The organism is Streptomyces sp. NPDC052910 (genome assembly GCF_055585605.1).
Genome location: NZ_JBVJJR010000003.1, coordinates 1034218 through 1053081 on the forward strand (window position 1 = coordinate 1034218; position 18864 = coordinate 1053081).

The following is an 18864-nucleotide window of genomic DNA, read 5'->3' on the forward strand; positions in this document are numbered from 1 at the left end:
CCCGGGAAACCGCTGTGCCCCAGGAATCCGCCGCGCCCCGGGGAGCGATCCCGGCCCCCGCCGGGCCGGTGCGGGAGCCCCGCGCCTTCGACCCGTCGGCCGCCGCCGCCGCGGCCACGGACGCCATCCTGCGCGACACGCTGGACGGCCGGCACCGCGGCGTCGTCGTCGACTCGCCGCCCGGCGCCGGCAAGTCGACGCTGGTCGTCCGCGCCGCCCTGGAGCTGGCCCGGGCGGGCCGGCCGCTGATGGTCGTGGCGCAGACCAACGCCCAGGTGGACGACCTGGTGCTGCGGCTGGCGGAGAAGGACGCCGAGCTGCCGGTCGGCCGGCTGCACAGCAGCGACCCGCGGCCCTACGACCCCGCGCTGGACGGCCTCGACCAGGTGGTCACGTCCACGAAGGCCGCGGACCTCGCCGGGCTGGACGTGGTCGTCTCCACCGCCGCGAAGTGGGCGCACACCAAGGTGGCCGAGCCCTGGGGGCAGGCGATCGTGGACGAGGCGTACCAGATGCGCTCGGACGCGCTGCTGGCCGTGGCGGGCCTGTTCGACCGGGCCCTGTTCGTCGGCGACCCGGGCCAGCTCGACCCGTTCAGCGTGGTGGGCGCCGAAGGGACGGCGCAGTGGGCCGGCCTGTCGTACGACCCGTCGGTGAGCGCCGTGAGCACGCTCCTCGCCCACAACCCCGGGCTGCCGCAGCACCGCCTCCCGGTGTCCTGGCGGCTGCCGGCGTCCGCCGCGCGCCTGGTCTCCGACGCGTTCTACCCGTACACCCCCTTCCGCAGCGGCACGGACCACGGCGACCGGTCGATGTCCTTCGGCGTCCGCCAGGACGGATCGGCGGTCGACCGGGTGCTGGACGAGGCCGCCGCGGCCGGCTGGGGGCTGCTGGAGCTGCCCGAGCGGCACGTACCGCGCACGGACCCGGAGGCGGTCGAGGCGGTGGCCCTGGTGGTGCGCCGGACGCTCGACCGGGGCGCGGCCGTGACCAGCGAACGCTCCCCCGGCCCCGTCCCGCTCACCGCCGCCCGGATCGCGGTGGGCACCGCCCACCGGGACCAGGCGGCGGCCGTGCGGGCGGCCCTGGCGGGCCATGGGATCAGCGGTGTCACGGTGGACACGGCCAACCGGCTCCAGGGCCGCGAGTTCGACCTCACCGTCGTCCTCCACCCCCTCTCTGGCCGCCCCGACGCCACCGCCTTCCACCTGGAGACCGGCCGCCTGTGCGTCCTGGCCTCGCGCCACCGGCACGCCTGCGTGGTGGTGTGCCGCGCGGGCGTGGACCGGCTGCTGGACGAGCACCCCTCGACGGAACCGGTACGGCTGGGGGTCGCGGTGAAGTTCCCGGACGGGTGGGAGGCGAATTTCGCGGTGCTGTCCCATCTGAACGAGCACCGCGTGCGGTGGCGGCCCTGACCGGCGCGCCCCGGCACCCGTCCGGCGGAACGACCGGCGAACCGCCGCACCCGCCGGACGCGGTCCGGCACGCCGCCGGGGGCGGCCCTGACCGCCGCGCCCCCGGCTGGGGCGGGCCCCCTTGCGCGCGGCGCGACAATGGATGGCGGCGCAGACGATCCTGGAGGTATGTACATGTGCGAGTGCGAGCCGAAACAGGCTCCCGGACCGGGCGGTGGCGCGGCCCCCCGTCGCAGGCCCGCTCCGCTGCTCTTCGAGCCGCCCGAGGCCGTCTCGGAGGCCGAGCACTTCTTCGACCTCGAGTCGATCGAGGACCCGCGCGAACTGCTGACCCGGTCGACCGAGCTGGCCCTGGCCTTCCGGGCGGCGGCCGACCGCGCGATCGAGTTCCAGGCGGTGGCGGCGGCCCAGCTCGCCGACCCCCGGCGGTTCGACCGGCTGCCCACGGCCGTGATCGCGGAGCGTGCCGAGTGGAGCGAGGACTACGCCAAGAAGATGGTGGAGTTCGGCCGTGAGCTGCTGCGCAGCGGCAGAACGGCCGACTGAGCCCGCCCCGGCGGCCCACGCCGCGACGCGGCCCATGACCCGACTCATGGGCCGTTGGCATATGCGGCGCACAATTTAGCGCACGCCGCGCCGCGCCGTCCCGAATTCGGGGAACTGCCGCCACCCGCCCCCGGCGGCGAGCCGACCATGAGGGCATGGACTCCAGGCCGAGCGTTCCGCACCCCGCCCGCTTCCCGCAGCCGACCGGCCCGTGCGCGCCGGTCAGCGCCGCCGGTGCCGAGTGGCTGGCCTCGGCCGGCCCGTTCCCCCGCAGCGTGCTGGCCCTCTGGGGGGCCGACCCGCGGTCCGCGTTGCTGCTGCCGTGCGGGCGGGCCTTCGACGTGATCGGCGTCCCGTCGCTGTTCGGCCGCCGGATGCTGGACCGGATGTGGTCGGACGGGCCGGGTTCCGGCCCGGTCGCCGCGCAGCAGGGCCGGCTGCTGCTGTTCGCCTCGCCCGGCACGGCCCAGCGGCTGCCGGCGCTGCTGCGCTGGGAGGAGTGGGGCCGGGCCGTCCCGCCTTTGCTGTGCCTGGGCACGGGTGACGCGGTGACGGTCCCCCCGCCGTACCCGCCGGACGGCACGGAGCCGGTTCCCCCGGCCTCGCGCTGGGTGGTCGCCCCTGACGTGCGGCATCCCTGGCTGCCGGGGCCCGACGTCCTGCTCTGGGCCTGCGTCCGTACCGCCCGTGCCGGGCTCAAACATACGGATTTTCTTTCCGCCGGATCAGGGTGCTAAAGTCTTCTCTGTCAGCAGGCGCCGCTAGCTCAGTTGGTTAGAGCAGCTGACTCTTAATCAGCGGGTCCGGGGTTCGAGTCCCTGGCGGCGCACAGACGGGAAGAGTCCCTCCACTTCGGTGGAGGGACTTTTTCGTTGCCCGAATCGGGGCGTTCCCTGTCCGGACCCGGGCGTTCCCTGTCCGGACCCGGGCGTTCGCTGTCCGGTCCCGGGCGCGGGAGATCACTCGCGGGTGACCCGGACCGTCCACGCCCCGTCCGCCGCCCGCCCCCTGACCGCCACCCGTACCCCGTCCTCGGCCACCGTCAGCGCCTCGCCCACCCCGAGCGGCGCGTCGGCCAGCGGCGGGAAGACGGCCTCGCCCGGGCAGGCCAGGGTGCCGGGATGCCCGTCCACCACCTGCACGGGCCCGCCGCCGGACGGCGTCTCGCTGTCCACCCGGTAGACCAGCACGCCCTCGGTGCAGGTGGTCGCGTCGTTGCCGGCCGCGGTCCTGGCCTCCACCACGACGGCGCTGCTCACCCCGGTCCTGGCCACCACCAGCCGGGTCCGTGTGTCCCCCGGCCGCATGGGGGCTTCCAGCGGTTGCACGGTGTGCACGGCCCCGCCCCGCCCGACGACGCAGTCGACCTGCCGGGCGTCGATCCAGCCCAGCTTCCACTTGTGCCAGCCGAAGGGGTCCGCGGCCAGCCCGAACTGGCTGCCCATGAGGTCCCAGTCGCCGACGTGGGTGTCCCAGTCGCCCTTGCCCTCGGAGGGCCGGTGGTAGAGATCGGGCAGGTCCAGGACGTGCCCGGTCTCGTGGGCGAGGACGTTCCGGTCGGGCGGGTGGTGCTCGAAGACCGTGACGACCCGGCGCAGTTCCGCTCCGTCGACCTTCAGCGGCCGCTCCAGGTTGACGACCTTGGTGGCGTCCGAGTCCACCCCGGGGGCGTCCGGGTCGGCGACCAGGTAGACGAGCCCGTAGCGGCCGAAGTCCACGGCGCCGCGCGCGGCGGTGATGGCGTCCCGCAGATAGGCGGTGCGCAGCTCGCCGTCCCAGTCGCGCTGTATCCGGTACGCGGTGGAGGGCCGGGGCATCCGGAACCACCGGTCGACGGGGTGGGCGCGGACGGAGAACCGGCCGTAGGAGGCCTGTTCGAAGAACCGGGAGGTGCCGGGGAAGTGGTCCGCCGCGAGCTGGGCGGGGGTGGCGACCGGCCGGGAGTCCGGGAAGGAGAGGAAGACCATGACCGCGTCCAGCCTGCCGAGGGCGCGCGGGTAGGACGGGTTCCGGGTGTCCAGGCCCTCGGAATGGTGGGCGTCGCTGCGGGGCAGCGCGCAGGGGCCGCCCGGCCCGACGGCCCGGGCGGGGGTCGCGACCAGGGTCGCGGCGATGGCGGACAGGCAGGTCAGCACCGCCCACAGTCGACGCAGCCCGGACCGTTCCACCCCCATGGGTGTCTGCGGACGCACCACGTCGACCTCCCGGGAAGGATTCGGGACACCTCTCCCACCATCAGGCGGTTTGTAGTGTTATGCCCTGTTCCGGTCCCCCGGTCGAGTGACTAGGCCGACTTCTGGGTACATCACACTCAGTCACGGACGGTCAATCGAGAATGTCATCGAGATGCACGCCCATGCAGCCTCGGCCCCGAGCGGGCATGGACGTACAGAAACGGTCGAATCCAGGGTCGCGGCTCCCCTGATCCGGACCCGGCCGCTGGAACGGGCCCCGTACGAGCCCTATGATCGCCACATTTGCAGCATGGATTGCCCCAACCGGCGGCCTGAGGCCGTCAATTCGACCACGCGTACGAGACTCATGAAAGCCGCACGAGACGGTGCGGAACGATTGCCACGCGGGAGCGAGCGGTGAGCGGAACCCTCGACGACCAGGGCGGCGCGCCGGGTGCGGCGGCGCCTGTCGTCACACAACGTCACGTCAACGCGGACGATTTCCGCGCTGCCTTCCGGGCCGCGCACCTCGGGATGGCCGTCGTCGGGGCCGACGGCCTGGTGCGCGTCGCCAACGACGCCCTCGGGGCGCTGCTGGGCACCGACCCCGCCCGGCTGGAGGGCTGTCCGGCGGCCGAGTTCACCGGGCTGCGCGAGGACTCCCGGACCTGGAACGCGTACCGGGAAGTGCTGCTCGGCCGCCGGGCCCGGCTCAACTGCACCCGGCGGCTGCGACGCCCCGGCGGGCGGGCGGTCTGGGCCGAGGTGGCCGTCACCCCGTTGCCGGGCGGCCGCGACGCCCTGCTGTCGGTCGCCGACATCAGCGAGCGCCGGGACCTGCGCGCCCGGCTGCGGCACCTGCGGATGCACGACCCGGTGACCCGGCTGCCCAACCGCAGCCTGTTCTTCGAGCGGCTGGCCGCCGCGCTGGCCGCGGCGGAGGAGGACGCGGACGCCCGGATCGGCCTCTGCTACCTGGACCTCGACGGCTTCAAGGCCGTCAACGACACCCTCGGCCACCGCGCCGGCGACCGGCTGCTCTGCGCGGTGGCCCGCCGGTTGCGCGACTGTGCCGCGGAGGGCGGCCATCTGGTGGCCCGGCTGGGCGGCGACGAGTTCGCGCTGCTGGTGGAGGAGTCGGCCGGCACCGAGCAGCTCGTCGCCCTCGCCTCCGCCGTACTGGCCGCGCTCCAGCGGCCGTTCGAGGTCGAGGGGCAGCGGCTGGCGGTGTCGGCGAGCATCGGACTCGTCGAGCGCCCGGCGGCCGGGACGCACGCCACCGAGCTGATGCAGGCCGCCGACACCACGCTGTACTGGGCGAAGGCGGACGGAAAGGCGCGCTGGGCCCTCTTCGACCCGGAGCGCAACGCCCACCGGATGACCCGGCAGGCCCTCTCCAGCACCCTCCGACCCGCCGTCGACCGGGGCGAGTTCGTCCTCCAGTACCAGCCGCTGGTGGGGCTGGGCGACGGTGTCGTCCGGGGGGTGGAGGCCCTGGTGCGCTGGCACCACCCGCAGTTCGGCACCCTCGCGCCGAATCGGTTCATCGGGCTGGCCGAGGAGACCGGCGCGATCGTGCCGCTCGGCCGCTGGGTACTGGAGACCGCCTGCCGGCAGGCCCGCCGCTGGCAGTTGGAGCGGCCGGACGATCCGCTGGTGGTCAGCGTCAATGTGGCGGTCCGTCAGGTATGGGACTCCGACCTGGTCGCGGACGTGGCGGCGATCCTCGCCGAGACCGGTCTGCCGCCCCGCCTGCTCCAACTGGAGCTGACGGAATCGGCCGTGATGGGCTCGGCGGGCCGGCCGCTCCAGCAACTGCGCCGGCTGAGCGACATGGGTGTCGCCATCGCCATCGACGACTTCGGCACCGGCTACTCCAACCTCTCCTACCTCAGCAGGCTGCCGGTCTCCACACTGAAGCTGGACGGCTCATTCGTCCACGGATTCCGCACCGACGAACCGCCGAACCCGGCGGACGAGACGATCGTCGAGGCCCTGGTGCACCTGGCGCACCGGCTGGGGCTGACGGTGACGGCGGAGTGCGTGGAGAACGCGGAACAGGCGGAACGCCTGGGGCGGATCGGCTGCGACACCGGGCAGGGCTGGTTCTACTCCCGCCCGGTGAGTGCGGAGCGGATCTCCGCGCTGCTGGGAATGGGGGCGCGGGCGGCGGTGTGAACACGGCGGGCTCGCGCCCGGGCAGGGCGGCGGTGACGGTCGTGCCACGCGCTCGTGTGCGCCGGCACGGTACGGGCCGCCACGCGCCCACCCCGGCCGGCCACACCGAACGCGGCGGGCCGCACGCGTCGGCGACCCCCGCGCCCAGGGCGTCCCGCGCCCCGGCGCGACCGGCCGCACGCCCGGCGTCCCCGTCGCGCGGCGTCGATCGCGCCGACGACGCCGGCCGGGCCGATCACACCGCTCGCGACAAGCCTCTCTACGCGCCGGAGGCGCCCGGCAGCCCGTAGGCGTCCGCGATCAGCTCGTAGCTGCGCAGCCGGGCGTCGGGGCCGTGCACGTTGGCCGTGATCATCAGCTCGTCGGCGCCCGTCCGCCGCACCAGCGCGTCCAGCCCCTCGCGTACCTCGTCCGGGGTGCCGTGGACCACGTTCCGCAGCCAGTCGTCGACGAAGTCCCGTTCCACCTCGCTGAACTCGTACGCCTCGGCCTCCTCGGGCGACGGCACCAGGCCCGGCCGCCCCCGGCGCAGCCGGAGCATGGACAGCGCACCGGTCAGCACCTGGCGGCGCGCCTCCGCCGGGTCGTCCGCCGCGAGCGCCTGGACGCCGATCTTGGCGTACGGGCGGTCGAGGACGGCGGACGGGCGGAAGGAGGAACGGTAGAGGTCGAGCGCCGGGACGGTGTTGGCCGCCGAGAAGTGGTGGGCAAAGGAGAAGGGCAGGCCCAGCGCCCCCGCGAGCCGGGCGCTGAACCCGGAGGAGCCGAGCAGCCAGACGGACGGCCGGTCGGCCCGCTGCACCCCGCCGGGCACCCGGCCCTGCACGGGACCGGGGACGGCGTGGATCCGGGCGTAGGGGTGGCCGTCCGGGAAGTCGTCGTCGAGGAAGCGGATCAGCTCGGAGAGCTGCTGCGGAAACTCGTCCGCCCCCTCCGCGAGCCGGTCCGCCCGGCGCAGGGCGGCGGCGGTGGCGCCGTCCGTACCGGGCGCGCGCCCGAGACCCAGGTCGATGCGCCCCGGGGCGAACGCCTCCAGCGTGCCGAACTGCTCGGCGATCACCAGCGGCGCGTGGTTGGGCAGCATCACGCCGCCGGAACCGAGCCGGATCCGGTCCGTCCGGGCCGCGAGGTGGGACAGGATCACGGCGGGCGAGGAGCTGGCGACGCCGGGCATGGAGTGGTGCTCGGCGACCCAGTAGCGGTGGTAGCCGCGCCGCTCGGTCAGCCGGGCCAGCTCCACGGTGGTCTCCAGCGCCTGCCGCGCCGTACGGCCGACGCCCACCGTGGCCAGGTCCAGTACGGACAGCGGGACGGGCGCGCGTCCCCGAGGGGTCGCCCGGATGATCTCGTCGTGCTCGTCGGCCACGGTGGCCCGCCTCCCTGCTCGTGTCGCGCGGTGTGCGCCAACTGTCGTGGGTCCGACGGGTACGCCCGGCCGCCTCACGGGCGCCGCGTGGCGCCGGTCCGCGTCCGGGACGTCGGCGCACGCGCCGCGTCCGCCCGTGAGGGCGCCCGCGCGAACGCCCTGCCGCCGGTCCCACCGGAGGCCAACCGGAGTCACACTCCGCTTTATTCCCCGCCCCCACACACGGGCTCATCCGCCGCCCCGTCATACCGGTGGCATATGCCGTCGACCGACGCCATGGCCCCGAGCGTTCCGGAGCCTCTCCTTCTCACGCAACCCCCTCTCCCCACAGGCGGCTTCGCCCTATCGTGAGAAGCGGAACACCCGCGCGACCAGCCAAGGGGAGACCGTGGCGCTCAAGCCCGAGCCGATCACACCGTTCCACTCGGTGCAGCACGCCCTGCGCGTCCTGGAGACGGTCACCAAGTACTCCGGCGGCGTGAGCGAGGCCCAGCTCGCCCGGGAGTCCGGCCTGCCCACCGGGCGCCTCGCCCACCTGCTGACGATGCTCCGTCGCGAACGGTACGTGGAGCGGGTCGGCGAGGACGCCTACGCCGCAGGCCCCGCGCTCGCCCTGCTGACCACGGGCGGCGGCCGGGACGCCGCCCTCGCCGGGAGGCTCCAGCGCGCGCTCACCCGGCTGCGCGACACCGTCGGCGCGGCCGTCTACCTCAGCGGGTACGTCGACGGCGAGGTCCGGATCACCCAGTACGCGGACGGGCCGGGGACGCCGCGCGTGCACGAGTGGGTGGACTTCCGCACCGCCGCCCACGCGAGCGCGCTGGGCAAGTGCCTGCTCACCCAGCTCGACCACGACGACCGGCGCGACCACTTCTCCCGGCACCGGGCCGCCCGGCTCACCTCGCGGACGATCACCGACGAGAAGACGCTGCTCACCCGGCTCGCCGCCCAGCCCGCCAGCGTTCCCGTCCTGGACCTCCAGGAGTACGCGGTGGGCACGGTCTGCGCCGCGGTCCCGATCACGGCGGGCAAGCGGGTGGGCTCGCTCGCCCTCTCCCTCCCGCTCGCCCACGCCCACCGGCTCCGCCAGGCGGCCGACGCGCTCAACCGGCATGCCGCCCCGATGCTGCTCTCCCTCGCCCTCCAGTGAGACCGGAGTGGTCCTCGGAGACGGGTGGTGCGAACCACCCCTCGGAACCAGGTAGTATTTACCTCGTCAGCAGGCGCCGCTAGCTCAGTTGGTTAGAGCAGCTGACTCTTAATCAGCGGGTCCGGGGTTCGAGTCCCTGGCGGCGCACCGACAGCAGAAGGCCCCTCACTCCGGTGAGGGGCCTTCTGCGTGGCGGAGACCAGCAGCGGAACCGGCGGGAAAGGAGCGGTCACATGCCCCAGCGGCGCCGCCCCTCGGCAGTCGGCCTGGCACTGCTGCTCCTGCTGGCCGTCCTCGGCCCGGCCCTCTCCGTCCCGGCACCGGCCGCCGCCGCTGTGCGTACCGGGGCGCGCACGGAGGCGACTTCCGTCGGCACACGGGCCGACGCGCCCGGCGCCCGGCCGGGCGCCACCGCCTCCCGCCCGTTCACCGCGTCGCGGCCGGACACCCCGTCCCCGTCCGGGGCGGTGGTCGTCGCCGCTCCGGACGACCGCGAGGGCGGCGGGGGGAGCTGCCGGCCGCACGACGTGCCCGCGAAGGGCACGGAGGCCGTCGTCCCGCACGCCCCGACCGACCCCCTGACGGCGTCCGCCACCGCGCGCACGCCCCTCCCCCAGACCCCGGCGCCCCGGGCCCGTACGCCCAGGGCGCCGCCCGCGTCACTCACCGGCAGCGCCGAGCTCCTCCCCGTCCTGCGGATCTAGACCCGCCCGTACGGCCCGCGCCGGGCCGTACTCCGGCATGCCTGGATTCCGCCGAGACCTCTGGAGCTCCACCCGCCATGTCCCCTTCTCCTCGTTCCCCCAAGAAGAACCCGACCGCCCCGAAGAACGGGCGGAAACCGCACCCCGACAAGAAGCCGCAGCGCAAGGCCCCGGGCGCCGCCCCCTCCACCGCCGGCCGCAGGATCGCCGCCATCGGGGCGGCCGCGGCCCTGGTCGTGGCGGTCGTCGCCGCCGGCCTGGCCATCGCCAAGAACTCCGGGGGCTCCGACGACCGGTCCGACCGCGCGAAACCCGCCGCCACCGCCTCCGCCGATCCCCAGCAGGGCCTCTTCGACGAGGCCGAGCGGATGACGAGCCGCCGCGAGAAGGGCGACCCACTCGCCCTCGGCAAGCCGGACGCACCCGTGGTGCTGGTGGAGTACGCCGACTACCAGTGTTCGTTCTGCGGCCGCTTCACCCGGGAGAGCCAGCCGGAACTGGTCAAAAAGTATGTGGACGAGGGAGTCCTGCGGATCGAGTTCCGCAACTTCCCGATCTTCGGTGATCCCTCGCAGCGCGCCGCCCGCGCCTCCTGGGCGGCGGGACGGCAGGGCCGCTTCTGGCCGTTCCACGACGAGCTCTACGCCAAGACCCGCAAGGGCGACGCCCTGGCCGAGGACAAGCTCGTCGACATGGCCCGCACCGCCGGGGTGGGCGACCTCGACCGCTTCCGCGCCGACATGAAGAGCGACGCCTCCGAGGAGGCCGTGAAGAAGGACCAGCAGGAGGGCTACCGCCTCGGCGTCAGCAGCACCCCGTCCTTCCTGGTCGGCGGCCGGCCGCTCGCCGGCGCCCAGCCGATGAGGGAGTTCGAAGCGGCGATCGAGCAGGCCCGGCTGGCCAAGGCCGCGAAAACCCCCGGGACGCCGAAGGGGCGGCCGGGCGCATGACCGACATCGGCTACCTCGCCGCGTTCCTCGGCGGCGTCCTCGCCCTGGTCAGCCCGTGCAGCGCCCTGCTGCTGCCCGCGTTCTTCGCCTACTCGCTCGCGAGTCCGGGCCGGCTGCTGGCCCGGACCGGCGTCTTCTACCTCGGCCTCGCCACCACGCTGGTCCCGCTCGGCGCGGCCTCCGGCGCCGCCAGCCAACTGTTCAACGGCCACCGTGAGGCGCTCGTGACGGCCGGCGGGTGGATCGTCATCGTCCTGGGCGCCGCCCAGATCGTCGGCCTGGGCTTCGCCTCGCGGAAGGCCCAGGAGGCCGCCGGCCGCCTCACCCCGCGCACGGCGGCCTCCACCTACCTGCTGGGCTGTGTGTACGGGCTGGCCGGTTTCTGCGCGGGACCGATCCTCGGCTCCGTGCTGGCCATGACGGCCATGCGCGGCGAGGCGGTCCAGGGGGCCGCCATGCTCGCCGTCTACGCCCTGGGCATGGCGCTGCCGCTGTTCGTCCTGGCCCTGTTCTGGGACCGGTTCCACCTGGGCGACCGCCGCTGGCTGCGCGGCCGCGAGCTCCGAGTGGGCCGCCTCCGCCTCCACACCACCTCCCTCTTCTCCGGTCTCTTCTTCATCGCCATCGGTGTCCTCTTCCTCCGCTACGACGGCACCACAGGGCTCCCCGGTCTCCTCGACGCCGACCAGGAGGCGCATCTGGAGGAGACCGCCTCCCGCCTCGGCAACGCCGTGCCGGACCTGGTGGTGCTGGCGGTCGTGGCGCTGGTGGTGGCGGGGGTGCTGGCGAGGGTGGCGTTCCGGAAGCGGTGACGGCTCCCCGGGTGCGGGCCGCGCGGCCTCACGGAGGCTCACCGCAGCCGCACCCGCCCGTACAGGTTCGGCTTGTACCGGGCGAACGTCGAGATGCGCACCTTGGTACCCGGCCGGGCCGCCTCCAGGTACCGGTCGCCGCCAAGGTAGATCGCCACGTGGTGCACGCCGGAGGCCCGCCCGTTCCGCGACCAGAACACCAGGTCCCCGCGGCGCAGGGCGCTCCGCGGAATCCGCGCGGTGGCCCGGTACTGGTCCGCGGCGATCCGCGGCAGACGTACGCCCGCCCGGCGGTAGGCCATCTGCACGAGTCCGGAGCAGTCCCAGCGGTGCGGCCCCTTGCCGCCCAGCGCGTAGGCGTCGCCGATGTGCGCCAGGGCGTACGCGACGGCCGCCTCCAGCCCCTTGGCCGCGGCGGCGGCGTCCACGGCGGTGGAGGACGTGCCCGCCTCCGGCGCGGGGAGGCCGGTCGCCACCGCGCCTTCGCCGGGCCGGGCAGCGGGCGCGGCAGGTGTGACCGGCTCAAGAGGGCCGACGGCGTCCCCGGACCTCGCGGCGTCACCGGCGTCGGCCCCCGCCGCACCCGTCCCTGCCGCATCCCCCGCGGGCGGCGCCTCCTCCGTCGCCTCCGGCGTCCCGGCCGTCTCGGGCCCCTCAGGCGGCGCGCCCGCCTCTTCCCCACCCCCGCCGTCGGCCGTCGCCACCGTCTCCTCGCCCACGTCCTCTCCCGGGGCGGCGTCCGGAGCCGCATCCGGAGCGGCGGGGGCCGCGGCGGGTGCGGCGACCGGGTCCGGCGGGTCGCCCGTCGCGGCCGCGGCCGCCCCCGGGCCGGCCATGACGGCCGCGCCCACGGCCGCGGCCAGGAGGACGCTCCGGACGGCGCACCTCCGGTACCCGGCGTCCTCGTCACCCTCCGGAGTCCCGCCGGCCCACGGGGACGGGGCGGCCGCCGTACCGCGCCCGGGGCGCACACGGCCGTCGGGTATCGGCCCACCGGTTGACGTCCGCACCGCTCCACCGCCTTCCGCCCTCGGCCCGTGGCGCGCCACGGGAGCGTGGTCGATTGCCTCAGGCACCGCTCCGCCAGCTTCTCAACGGTCCACGCGCCCCGCACCTCACGGCGGTCCGCCGTCCCGCCGGGCCTCCCACCAGCGCGGAACCGGGGTGGCGGTGCGCCGGAGGCGGTTTCGTACTCCGCCGGGGTGGTCATCGGCACCCTCAGGAGTGAGGTAGAGTTTTCTCTGTCAGCAGGCGCCGCTAGCTCAGTTGGTTAGAGCAGCTGACTCTTAATCAGCGGGTCCGGGGTTCGAGTCCCTGGCGGCGCACCGACAGCCGAGAGGCCCCTCACTCACCGTGAGGGGCCTCTCGGCGTTTCCGGCCGCGGAAGTCACCCCTTCACCGGCGGCCGAGCGCCTGTCGCCGCGACTCGGCCGCGTGACGGGGAACGAACGGAAGAGGTCATCCGTGACCATTTCTGCGACATTCGCACACGTCTCCGACTGACATACCGCTTTGCCCGGTAAACCGATCGTTTCGCCCTTGCGATCATGAAGTGGCGTCCGAGATCCTGAACGGCGGCTGTGATCCCCGTCTCACCGTGCACACAGTGAGCCGGGAGACACCGGAGGGAGCCGGTGTCCAGGCGCCCGCGCCGGCCGTTGGGGGGTCGGCCGGGGTTCATGTACCGGCGTACCACGCAGGGCTCCTGCGTGTGGGGGGAATGAGTCATGACGTCCACGCCTGCCGACGCGCGACGGCAGATCCCATACGATCCGGCCCGCGATCCGGCGGTCACCACCCGGCTGCGCATCCCCGCGCCCCCGGGGCCGGACGACGAACGGCGCAGAGCCCCGTCCCTCCGGTCCCACCCGCCCCGCACCCCCCGCCGGCCGCAGTCCCGGTACGACTACGAGCACTACAGCCGGCTCGCCGGCCCGCTCACCCGGCCCGGGGACGGTCCGTACACCGTGCGGTACCGCAGTCTGCTGGCCGACGAGCCGCACCGGATCCGGGCCGCGCTCCTGCTGGGCGCGGCCCCCGTCGTCTCCGTGGTGCTGCTCCTGTGGCTGCTGCAGCCCGCCCACTGGGTCCAGCGCGACCACGCCGGACCGCTGATGCGCGTCCTCGACCTGGTCATGCTGGTCTCCATCGGGCTGATCGAGTTCTTCCGCACGCTGAACGTCGTCTCCAACGCCCACGCCACGCTGGTCGCCCGCGACCCGATACCCGTCGTCCCCGAGACCGGCACCCGGGTCGCGTTCCTCACCTCGTTCGTGCCCGGCAAGGAGCCGATCGCGATGGTCACCCGCACCCTGGAGGCCGCCGTACGGGTCCGCCACCGCGGGCCGGTGCACGTCTGGCTGCTCGACGAGGGCGACGATCCGGAGGTCAAGGCGGTGTGCGCCCGGCTGGGGGTGCGCCACTTCACCCGCAAGGGGGTCGAGAAGTGGAACCGGCCCAAGGGCCCGCACCGGGCGAAGACCAAGCACGGCAACTACAACGCCTGGCTGGACGCGCACGGCGACGACTACGACTTCTTCGCCTCGGTGGACACCGACCACGTGCCGCTGCCCAACTTCCTGGAGCGCATGCTCGGTTACTTCCGTGACCCCAATGTCGCCTTTGTCGTTGGACCTCAGGTGTACGGGAACTACGACGCGACGGTCACCAAGGCGGCCGAGAGCCAGCAGTTCCTCTTCCATGCCCTCATCCAGCGCGCCGGCAACCGGTACGGCGCCCCCATGTTCGTCGGCACCAACAACGCGGTGCGGATCAGCGCCCTCAAGGGCGTCGGCGGCCTCTACGACTCGATCACCGAGGACATGGCCACCGGCTTCGAGCTGCACCGCCACCGCAACCCGGCCACCGGCCGCCGCTGGCGCTCCGTCTACACGCCCGACGTGCTCGCCGTCGGGGAGGGGCCCAACGCCTGGACGGACTTCTTCACCCAGCAGCTCCGCTGGTCCCGGGGCACCTACGAGACGATCATCAAGCAGTACTGGAAGGGCCCCTTCACCCTGGCGCCCGGCAGCTTCCTCAACTACACCCTGATGGTCGTCTACTATCCGATGACCGCGGTCAACTGGATGCTCGGCGCCCTCAGTTGCACCCTCTTCCTGGGCCTGGGCGCGGCCGGCATCCAGATCGACTCGCAGATCTGGATGATGCTCTACAGCGACGCCGCCGCCCTTCAGATCGGCCTCTACATCTGGAACCGCCGGCACAACGTCTCCCCCCACGAGCCCGAGGGCTCCGGCGGGGTCGCCGGCATGGTGATGTCCGCGCTCTCCGCGCCGATCTACGCCCGCTCACTGCTCGACGCGGTCCTGCGCCGCAAGAGCCGCTTCGTGGTGACCCCCAAGGGTGACTCCGCCAGCCCGGACACCCTCTTCGGCACCTTCCGCATCCATCTCTTCTTCCTACTGATCTTCGGCGGTTCGCTGGTGGCCTCGTTCTTCCTCGGTCACAGCCACGCGGCGATGCGCACCTGGGCGGCCCTGGCCGTCGTCATCACGGTCGCGCCGATCGTCGCCTGGTGGTGGACCGCGCGCCACGGCAAGCAGCCCGAGGGAGCCCAGCCATGAGACTCCGCCACCTGTCCGACCGCCGCTCCGGGCCCGTCATCGGGCGCCGCACCCGCCGGACGGCGGTGGGCGCGGCGGTGGTCCTCGCCCTGGCGGGCATGAACGGGCCGGCGATCTGGGGCTACGCCTCGGACCAGTACCACGAGTACAAGATCAACAAGCCGGAGTACAAGGCGAAGAACGGCCACTGGGACGTCGTGGACGTCCCGGACGAGTACCGGATCAATACGATCCACGCGGCGCTGCTGCAGACCGGCAAGGTGCTGCTGGTCGCGGGCTCGGGCAACAACGCGGCCAACTTCGCGGCGAAGACCTTCCGGACGGTCCTGTGGGACCCCGAGAAGAACACCTTCAAGAACATCCCCACCCCCAAGGACCTCTTCTGTGCCGGCCACACCCAGTTGCCGGACGGGAAGCTGCTGGTCGCGGGCGGTACCCAGCGCTACGAGAAGCTGGAGGGGGACGTCACCCGGGCCGGCGGCCTGATGATCGTCCACAACGAGAACCCGGACAAGCCGATGACCTTCCCGGCGGGCACCCGGTTCACCGGCAAGCAGACCGGCAAGACCTTCGAGTCCAAGGACGCCGTGCTGGTGCCGCGCGCCAAGAAGGAGCAGGGCAAGGACGGCAAGGTCAAGGTCACCGTCAGCACCGCCCGGGTCTATGTGGAGGCGCTGCGGCAGGGCCAGGAGCACGCCACCGGCCTCACCGACAACTACCGCATCGAGGGCCTCCAGGGCGACGACAGCCGTAACTTCTACGGCATCGCCAACAAGCTGTCGTTCGACAAGAAGGACTTCCAGGGCATCAAGGACGCCTTCGAGTTCGACCCGGTCGCGGAGCGCTACGTCACCGTCGACCCGATGAACGAGGCCCGCTGGTACCCCACGCTCACCACCCTCCAGGACGGCAAGGTCCTCTCCGTCTCCGGCCTGGACGAGATCGGTCAGGTGGTCCCGGGGAAGAACGAGGTCTACGACCCCAAGACCAAGAAGTGGACGTACCTGCCGAAGGAGCGGTTCTTCCCCACCTATCCGTCCCTCTTCCTCACCGACAAGGGCAAGATCTTCTACACCGGCTCCAACGCGGGCTACGGACCGGCCGACAAGGGCCGCGACCCCGGCGTGTGGGACCTGGGGAACAACTCGTTCATCCCGGTCCCCGGCATCAGCGACCCGGACGCGCTGGAGACCTCGATGTCCGTCCTGCTGCCGCCCGCGCAGGACCAGCGGTACATGGTGCTGGGCGGCGGCGGGGTCGGCGAGGACAAGAAGTCCACGGCCAAGACGCGCATCGTCGACCTGCACACCGAGCGCCCGCGGTTCCACGACGGCCCCGACCTCTACGCCAAGGCCCGCTACCCGAGCAGCGTCATCCTGCCGGACGACACGGTCCTCACCACCAACGGCTCGGGCGACTACCGGGGACGCGGCGCCTCCAACGTCCTCAAGGCCGAGATCTACGACCCCAGGGCCAACGCCTCCCACCGGGTGGCCGACCCGCTGGTGGGCCGCAACTACCACTCGGGCGCGCTGCTGCTGCCCGACGGACGGGTGATGACGTTCGGCTCGGACTCCCTCTTCCGGGACAAGGACAACACCCAGCCGGGCGTCTTCCAGCAGCAGATCGACCTGTACACCCCGCCGTACCTCTTCGGCAAGGGCGAGCGGCCGGAGATCAGGGACACCGACCGGCGGGTCGTGAAGCTCGGCGACAAGACCACCTACCGGGTGGCGTCCGCACACGGCGTCGCCAAGGCGCGGCTGATCCGTCCGGGCTCGTTCACGCACGTGACCAACATCGAGCAGCGGTCGGTAGCGCTGGACCTCAAGAAGGAGGGGGCGGACCGTTTCACCGTGACGCTCCCCAAGGACCCGTCCCTGGTGCCGCCCGGCTGGTACATGGTCATGGTGGTGGACGAGCGGGGCGTCCCGTCGAAGGCGGTCTGGGTGAAGGTGCCGACGGCGGAGAAGAAGGACGACGAGAAGAAGGACGAGGACAAGGAGGAGAAGAAGGACTGAGCGGCGGGCGCCCGGCCGGCCTCACCCGGAGGCGGACGCCGCCCGGCTCAGGAGTGCGCGTTCCGGGCCAGTTCCAGCGCGTACGTCTCCCACCACTCCCCCGCGTCGGGGCCGCCCTTGCAGGCCCCGTCCGACTCGCCGGGCCGCTTGACCCACAGGTAGGCGTCGACCAGCCGGTCGCCGGTGCGGGTGGTCGGCGGCTCGCCGAGCGCCCGGCCGGAGGGGTTGCACCAGGCCTTCTCGTGGTCGCCCCCGGAGAGCGGTCCGTTCCCGTTGCGGCTGGTGTCGATGACGAAGTGCTTGTAGCCCACCAGTGCCGAGAGGGCGTGCCCGTACTCCTTGCTGGCCTGGGTGGTCTGGAAGTTGGAGACGTTGAGCGCGAAGCCGTCCGCCCGGTCGATGCCGGCGCGGCGCAGCGGTTCGGCCATCCGGTCGGCCGGGGTGACCCAGCTCGGGTTGCCGGCGTCCAGGTAGACCTTGGTCCGCGGCAGCGCCTTCAGCCGGCGGACGGCCTCCTTCAGCAGCGCGTACCGCTCCTCGTGGAACTGCTGGGGCGTGCAGCCGTCCTCCATGTGCGGCAGCGCGTCGGGTTCCAGGATCACGGTGGCGCTGCGGTCGCCGATGCCGCTCGCCGCGCGGTCCAGCCAGGCGCGGTAGGAGTCGCCGTCGGCGGCGCCGCCCTGGGAGTACTGGCCGCAGTCCCGGTGCGGGATGTTGTAGAGGACGAGGAGGGCGTCGCGGTCTGCCTTGGCCGCCGCCTCGGTGAAGCCGCGGGTCTGGCTTTCGGGGTCGTCGACGCCGATCCACTCGGCGACCGGCTGCTGGGCGATCTTCGCGATGAGCTGCGCCTCCTGCTCCTTGCCGGAGCTGCGCAGCCTGGCCGCCTGCCGGGCGGCGTTGCCGTTGGGGTTCACCCAGAACGGGGAGTGCTCCCGGGGGAGCTGGGAGGGAGAGGCGGCGGACGGCTGCGGGTGGGGGCCCGCCGCTTCGTCGTCGGAGGACGAGCAGCCGGCGAGGCCGGCGAGCGCGGCCAGGGCGGCCACCGCGGCGCCGGTACGGACGAGGGCCGTACGGGCCGAACAGACTGGACGGGTGTGGCCGGTGCGACTGCCGTACATCCACTCCCCCTTGGGTGTACTTCCGGGAGACGTCTCGGGTCCCCTCGGGACAATGAACCGGTCGCCCCCATGCTGGCACAGGGGTGTCCACGAACGGGGCCAGTCATCTCATGACATGACGGCAGATCGCTCTCTCGGAGCACACTTGCCGCTTCTCGCACGGTTCATGCCCGTCCGCTTCCGGTCAGGTAGGCGGAGACGACCACATTGGCGCTGTACTCACGGCGGGCACGGTCGTAGTCCCCGCCGCAGGTGATCAGCCGGAGTTCGGCCCGGCCGGAGTCGCGGGGTCCGTAGACCTTGGCCGCGTCGAACCGGTCCTTGGTGAAGACGGTGACGTCCTCGACGGTGAAGTCGGCGGTGGAGCCGTCGACCCGGGAGACGGTGACGGTCTCGCCGCGCTTGAGCTTGCCCAGGTCGTAGAAGACGGCGGGCGACCGTTCGGTGTCCAGGTGCCCGACGAGCACGGCCGCGCCGAGGCTGCCGGGCTGGGGGCCGCCCCGGTACCAGGCGACGGTGTCCGGGCGGTCGTAGGACGGCGGCTCCACCGCCCCCTGGGGCGTGAGGCCGTGGCCCTCGATCGGGGCGCGCAGGCCCATGGCCCGGATGGCCAGCCGTTCGGGCTGGGCTCCGGGCAGCGGGGCGTGCGGCGGCGGCAGCTCCTGGGCGGGCGGCCGGCCGGCGGCGGCCACGTCGCCGGTGGCGGGCCAGGCGCCCACGGGCACCTCCGTGACCTCGCGCCCCCACAGCCACAGGGCGACCAGCAGGGCGGCCCAGGCCAGGCCCGTCAGGAGGCGGCCGTGGCCGCTGGCTTGTGGTTCCGACATGACGCCCGGTCGCTTC

Annotated in this window: 15 protein-coding genes and 3 tRNA genes; 13 read left to right on the forward strand and 5 right to left on the reverse strand. The window is 73.4% G+C overall.

The features are described from left to right. Positions 1 to 68 precede the first annotated feature (68 nt). From ACZ6X9_RS15580 to ACZ6X9_RS15595, 4 genes are all read left to right on the forward strand, one after another. Positions 69 to 1418, forward strand: a complete 1350-nt coding sequence (locus tag ACZ6X9_RS15580) for an AAA domain-containing protein (protein ID WP_469778664.1) — start codon at positions 69 to 71, stop codon at positions 1416 to 1418. Positions 1419 to 1586: 168 nt separating this feature from the next. Beyond that, positions 1587 to 1964: a hypothetical protein gene (locus tag ACZ6X9_RS15585; protein ID WP_469778503.1), complete on the forward strand. Its 378-nt coding sequence runs from the start codon at positions 1587 to 1589 to the stop codon at positions 1962 to 1964. A 155-nt stretch (positions 1965 to 2119) separates the two neighbouring features. After that, on the forward strand, positions 2120 to 2701 hold the full coding sequence (locus ACZ6X9_RS15590; protein ID WP_469778504.1) for a bifunctional DNA primase/polymerase: 582 nt from the start codon (positions 2120 to 2122) through the stop codon (positions 2699 to 2701). Positions 2702 to 2719: 18 nt separating this feature from the next. After that, a tRNA-Lys gene (locus tag ACZ6X9_RS15595) sits at positions 2720 to 2793 on the forward strand. A gap of 130 nt (positions 2794 to 2923) precedes the next feature. Here the strand turns inward: ACZ6X9_RS15595 and ACZ6X9_RS15600 are convergent. Beyond that, positions 2924 to 4138 carry a M6 family metalloprotease domain-containing protein gene (locus ACZ6X9_RS15600; RefSeq protein ID WP_469778665.1) on the reverse strand — a complete coding sequence of 405 codons (1215 nt, stop codon included), beginning with the start codon at positions 4136 to 4138 and terminating at the stop codon, positions 2924 to 2926. Positions 4139 to 4555: 417 nt separating this feature from the next. Here ACZ6X9_RS15600 and ACZ6X9_RS15605 point away from each other — a divergent pair, with 417 nt between their 5' ends. Next, positions 4556 to 6316 carry a putative bifunctional diguanylate cyclase/phosphodiesterase gene (locus ACZ6X9_RS15605; RefSeq protein ID WP_469778505.1) on the forward strand — a complete coding sequence of 587 codons (1761 nt, stop codon included), beginning with the start codon at positions 4556 to 4558 and terminating at the stop codon, positions 6314 to 6316. A gap of 259 nt (positions 6317 to 6575) precedes the next feature. Here the strand turns inward: ACZ6X9_RS15605 and ACZ6X9_RS15610 are convergent, their stop codons facing one another. Further along, on the reverse strand, positions 6576 to 7682 hold the full coding sequence (locus ACZ6X9_RS15610) for an LLM class flavin-dependent oxidoreductase (protein ID WP_469778506.1): 1107 nt from the start codon (positions 7680 to 7682) through the stop codon (positions 6576 to 6578). A gap of 388 nt (positions 7683 to 8070) precedes the next feature. Here ACZ6X9_RS15610 and ACZ6X9_RS15615 point away from each other — a divergent pair, with 388 nt between their 5' ends. From ACZ6X9_RS15615 to ACZ6X9_RS15635, 5 genes are all read left to right on the forward strand, one after another. After that, the gene (locus tag ACZ6X9_RS15615) at positions 8071 to 8832 is read left to right on the forward strand and encodes an IclR family transcriptional regulator (RefSeq protein WP_469778507.1); all 762 of its coding nucleotides are present in this window, start codon (positions 8071 to 8073) and stop codon (positions 8830 to 8832) included. Between the two features lie 73 nt (positions 8833 to 8905). Beyond that, positions 8906 to 8979 (forward strand) — tRNA-Lys (locus ACZ6X9_RS15620). A gap of 86 nt (positions 8980 to 9065) precedes the next feature. Next, positions 9066 to 9536 (forward strand): hypothetical protein, encoded by a 471-nt coding sequence (locus tag ACZ6X9_RS15625; protein WP_469778508.1) that lies wholly within the window; start codon positions 9066 to 9068, stop codon positions 9534 to 9536. Between the two features lie 77 nt (positions 9537 to 9613). Next, entirely contained in the window at positions 9614 to 10486 is an 873-nt protein-coding gene (locus ACZ6X9_RS15630; protein ID WP_469778509.1) for a DsbA family protein, read from the forward strand. After that, a complete protein-coding gene (locus ACZ6X9_RS15635; RefSeq protein ID WP_469778510.1) occupies positions 10483 to 11298 on the forward strand; it encodes a cytochrome c biogenesis CcdA family protein in 816 nt (271 codons plus the stop codon). Before ACZ6X9_RS15630 ends, ACZ6X9_RS15635 begins: the two co-directional genes overlap by 4 nt. Positions 11299 to 11336: 38 nt before the next feature. Here the strand turns inward: ACZ6X9_RS15635 and ACZ6X9_RS15640 are convergent, their stop codons facing one another. Then, complete coding sequence (locus ACZ6X9_RS15640; protein WP_469778511.1) at positions 11337 to 12269, reverse strand: C40 family peptidase; 933 nt, start codon at positions 12267 to 12269, stop codon at positions 11337 to 11339. A 280-nt stretch (positions 12270 to 12549) separates the two neighbouring features. Between ACZ6X9_RS15640 and ACZ6X9_RS15645 the strand changes: the two genes are divergently transcribed. The 3 genes from ACZ6X9_RS15645 to glxA all read left to right on the forward strand — a co-directional run bounded on the left by ACZ6X9_RS15645 (position 12550) and on the right by glxA (position 16903). Then, positions 12550 to 12623: transfer RNA gene (locus ACZ6X9_RS15645), tRNA-Lys, on the forward strand. Positions 12624 to 13025: 402 nt separating this feature from the next. Then, positions 13026 to 14882: a glycosyltransferase family 2 protein gene (locus tag ACZ6X9_RS15650; RefSeq protein ID WP_469778512.1), complete on the forward strand. Its 1857-nt coding sequence runs from the start codon at positions 13026 to 13028 to the stop codon at positions 14880 to 14882. After that, positions 14879 to 16903 (forward strand): radical copper oxidase GlxA, encoded by a 2025-nt coding sequence (gene glxA, locus ACZ6X9_RS15655; RefSeq protein WP_469778513.1) that lies wholly within the window; start codon positions 14879 to 14881, stop codon positions 16901 to 16903. Before ACZ6X9_RS15650 ends, glxA begins: the two co-directional genes overlap by 4 nt. Before the next feature lie 47 nt (positions 16904 to 16950). Here the strand turns inward: glxA and ACZ6X9_RS15660 are convergent, their stop codons facing one another. Then, complete coding sequence (locus tag ACZ6X9_RS15660) at positions 16951 to 18021, reverse strand: glycoside hydrolase family 6 protein (protein WP_469778514.1); 1071 nt, start codon at positions 18019 to 18021, stop codon at positions 16951 to 16953. 164 nt (positions 18022 to 18185) lie between these two features. Next, complete coding sequence (locus ACZ6X9_RS15665; RefSeq protein WP_469778515.1) at positions 18186 to 18848, reverse strand: class F sortase; 663 nt, start codon at positions 18846 to 18848, stop codon at positions 18186 to 18188. Positions 18849 to 18864: the final 16 nt, after the last annotated feature.

Excerpts from the sequence above, each read along its gene's own strand:
- ACZ6X9_RS15585 (WP_469778503.1), top strand. The coding sequence starts at position 1,587 with ATGTACATGTGCGAGTGCGAGCCGAAACAGGCTCCCGGACCGGGCGGT.
- ACZ6X9_RS15590 (WP_469778504.1), top strand. The coding sequence starts at position 2,120 with ATGGACTCCAGGCCGAGCGTTCCGCACCCCGCCCGCTTCCCGCAGCCG.
- ACZ6X9_RS15600 (WP_469778665.1), bottom strand. The coding sequence starts at position 4,138 with ATGGGGGTGGAACGGTCCGGGCTGCGTCGACTGTGGGCGGTGCTGACC.
- ACZ6X9_RS15625 (WP_469778508.1), top strand. The coding sequence starts at position 9,066 with ATGCCCCAGCGGCGCCGCCCCTCGGCAGTCGGCCTGGCACTGCTGCTC.
- ACZ6X9_RS15630 (WP_469778509.1), top strand. The coding sequence starts at position 9,614 with ATGTCCCCTTCTCCTCGTTCCCCCAAGAAGAACCCGACCGCCCCGAAG.
- ACZ6X9_RS15635 (WP_469778510.1), top strand. The coding sequence starts at position 10,483 with ATGACCGACATCGGCTACCTCGCCGCGTTCCTCGGCGGCGTCCTCGCC.
- ACZ6X9_RS15650 (WP_469778512.1), top strand. The coding sequence starts at position 13,026 with ATGACGTCCACGCCTGCCGACGCGCGACGGCAGATCCCATACGATCCG.
- glxA (WP_469778513.1), top strand. The coding sequence starts at position 14,879 with ATGAGACTCCGCCACCTGTCCGACCGCCGCTCCGGGCCCGTCATCGGG.
- ACZ6X9_RS15660 (WP_469778514.1), bottom strand. The coding sequence starts at position 18,021 with ATGTACGGCAGTCGCACCGGCCACACCCGTCCAGTCTGTTCGGCCCGT.
- ACZ6X9_RS15665 (WP_469778515.1), bottom strand. The coding sequence starts at position 18,848 with ATGTCGGAACCACAAGCCAGCGGCCACGGCCGCCTCCTGACGGGCCTG.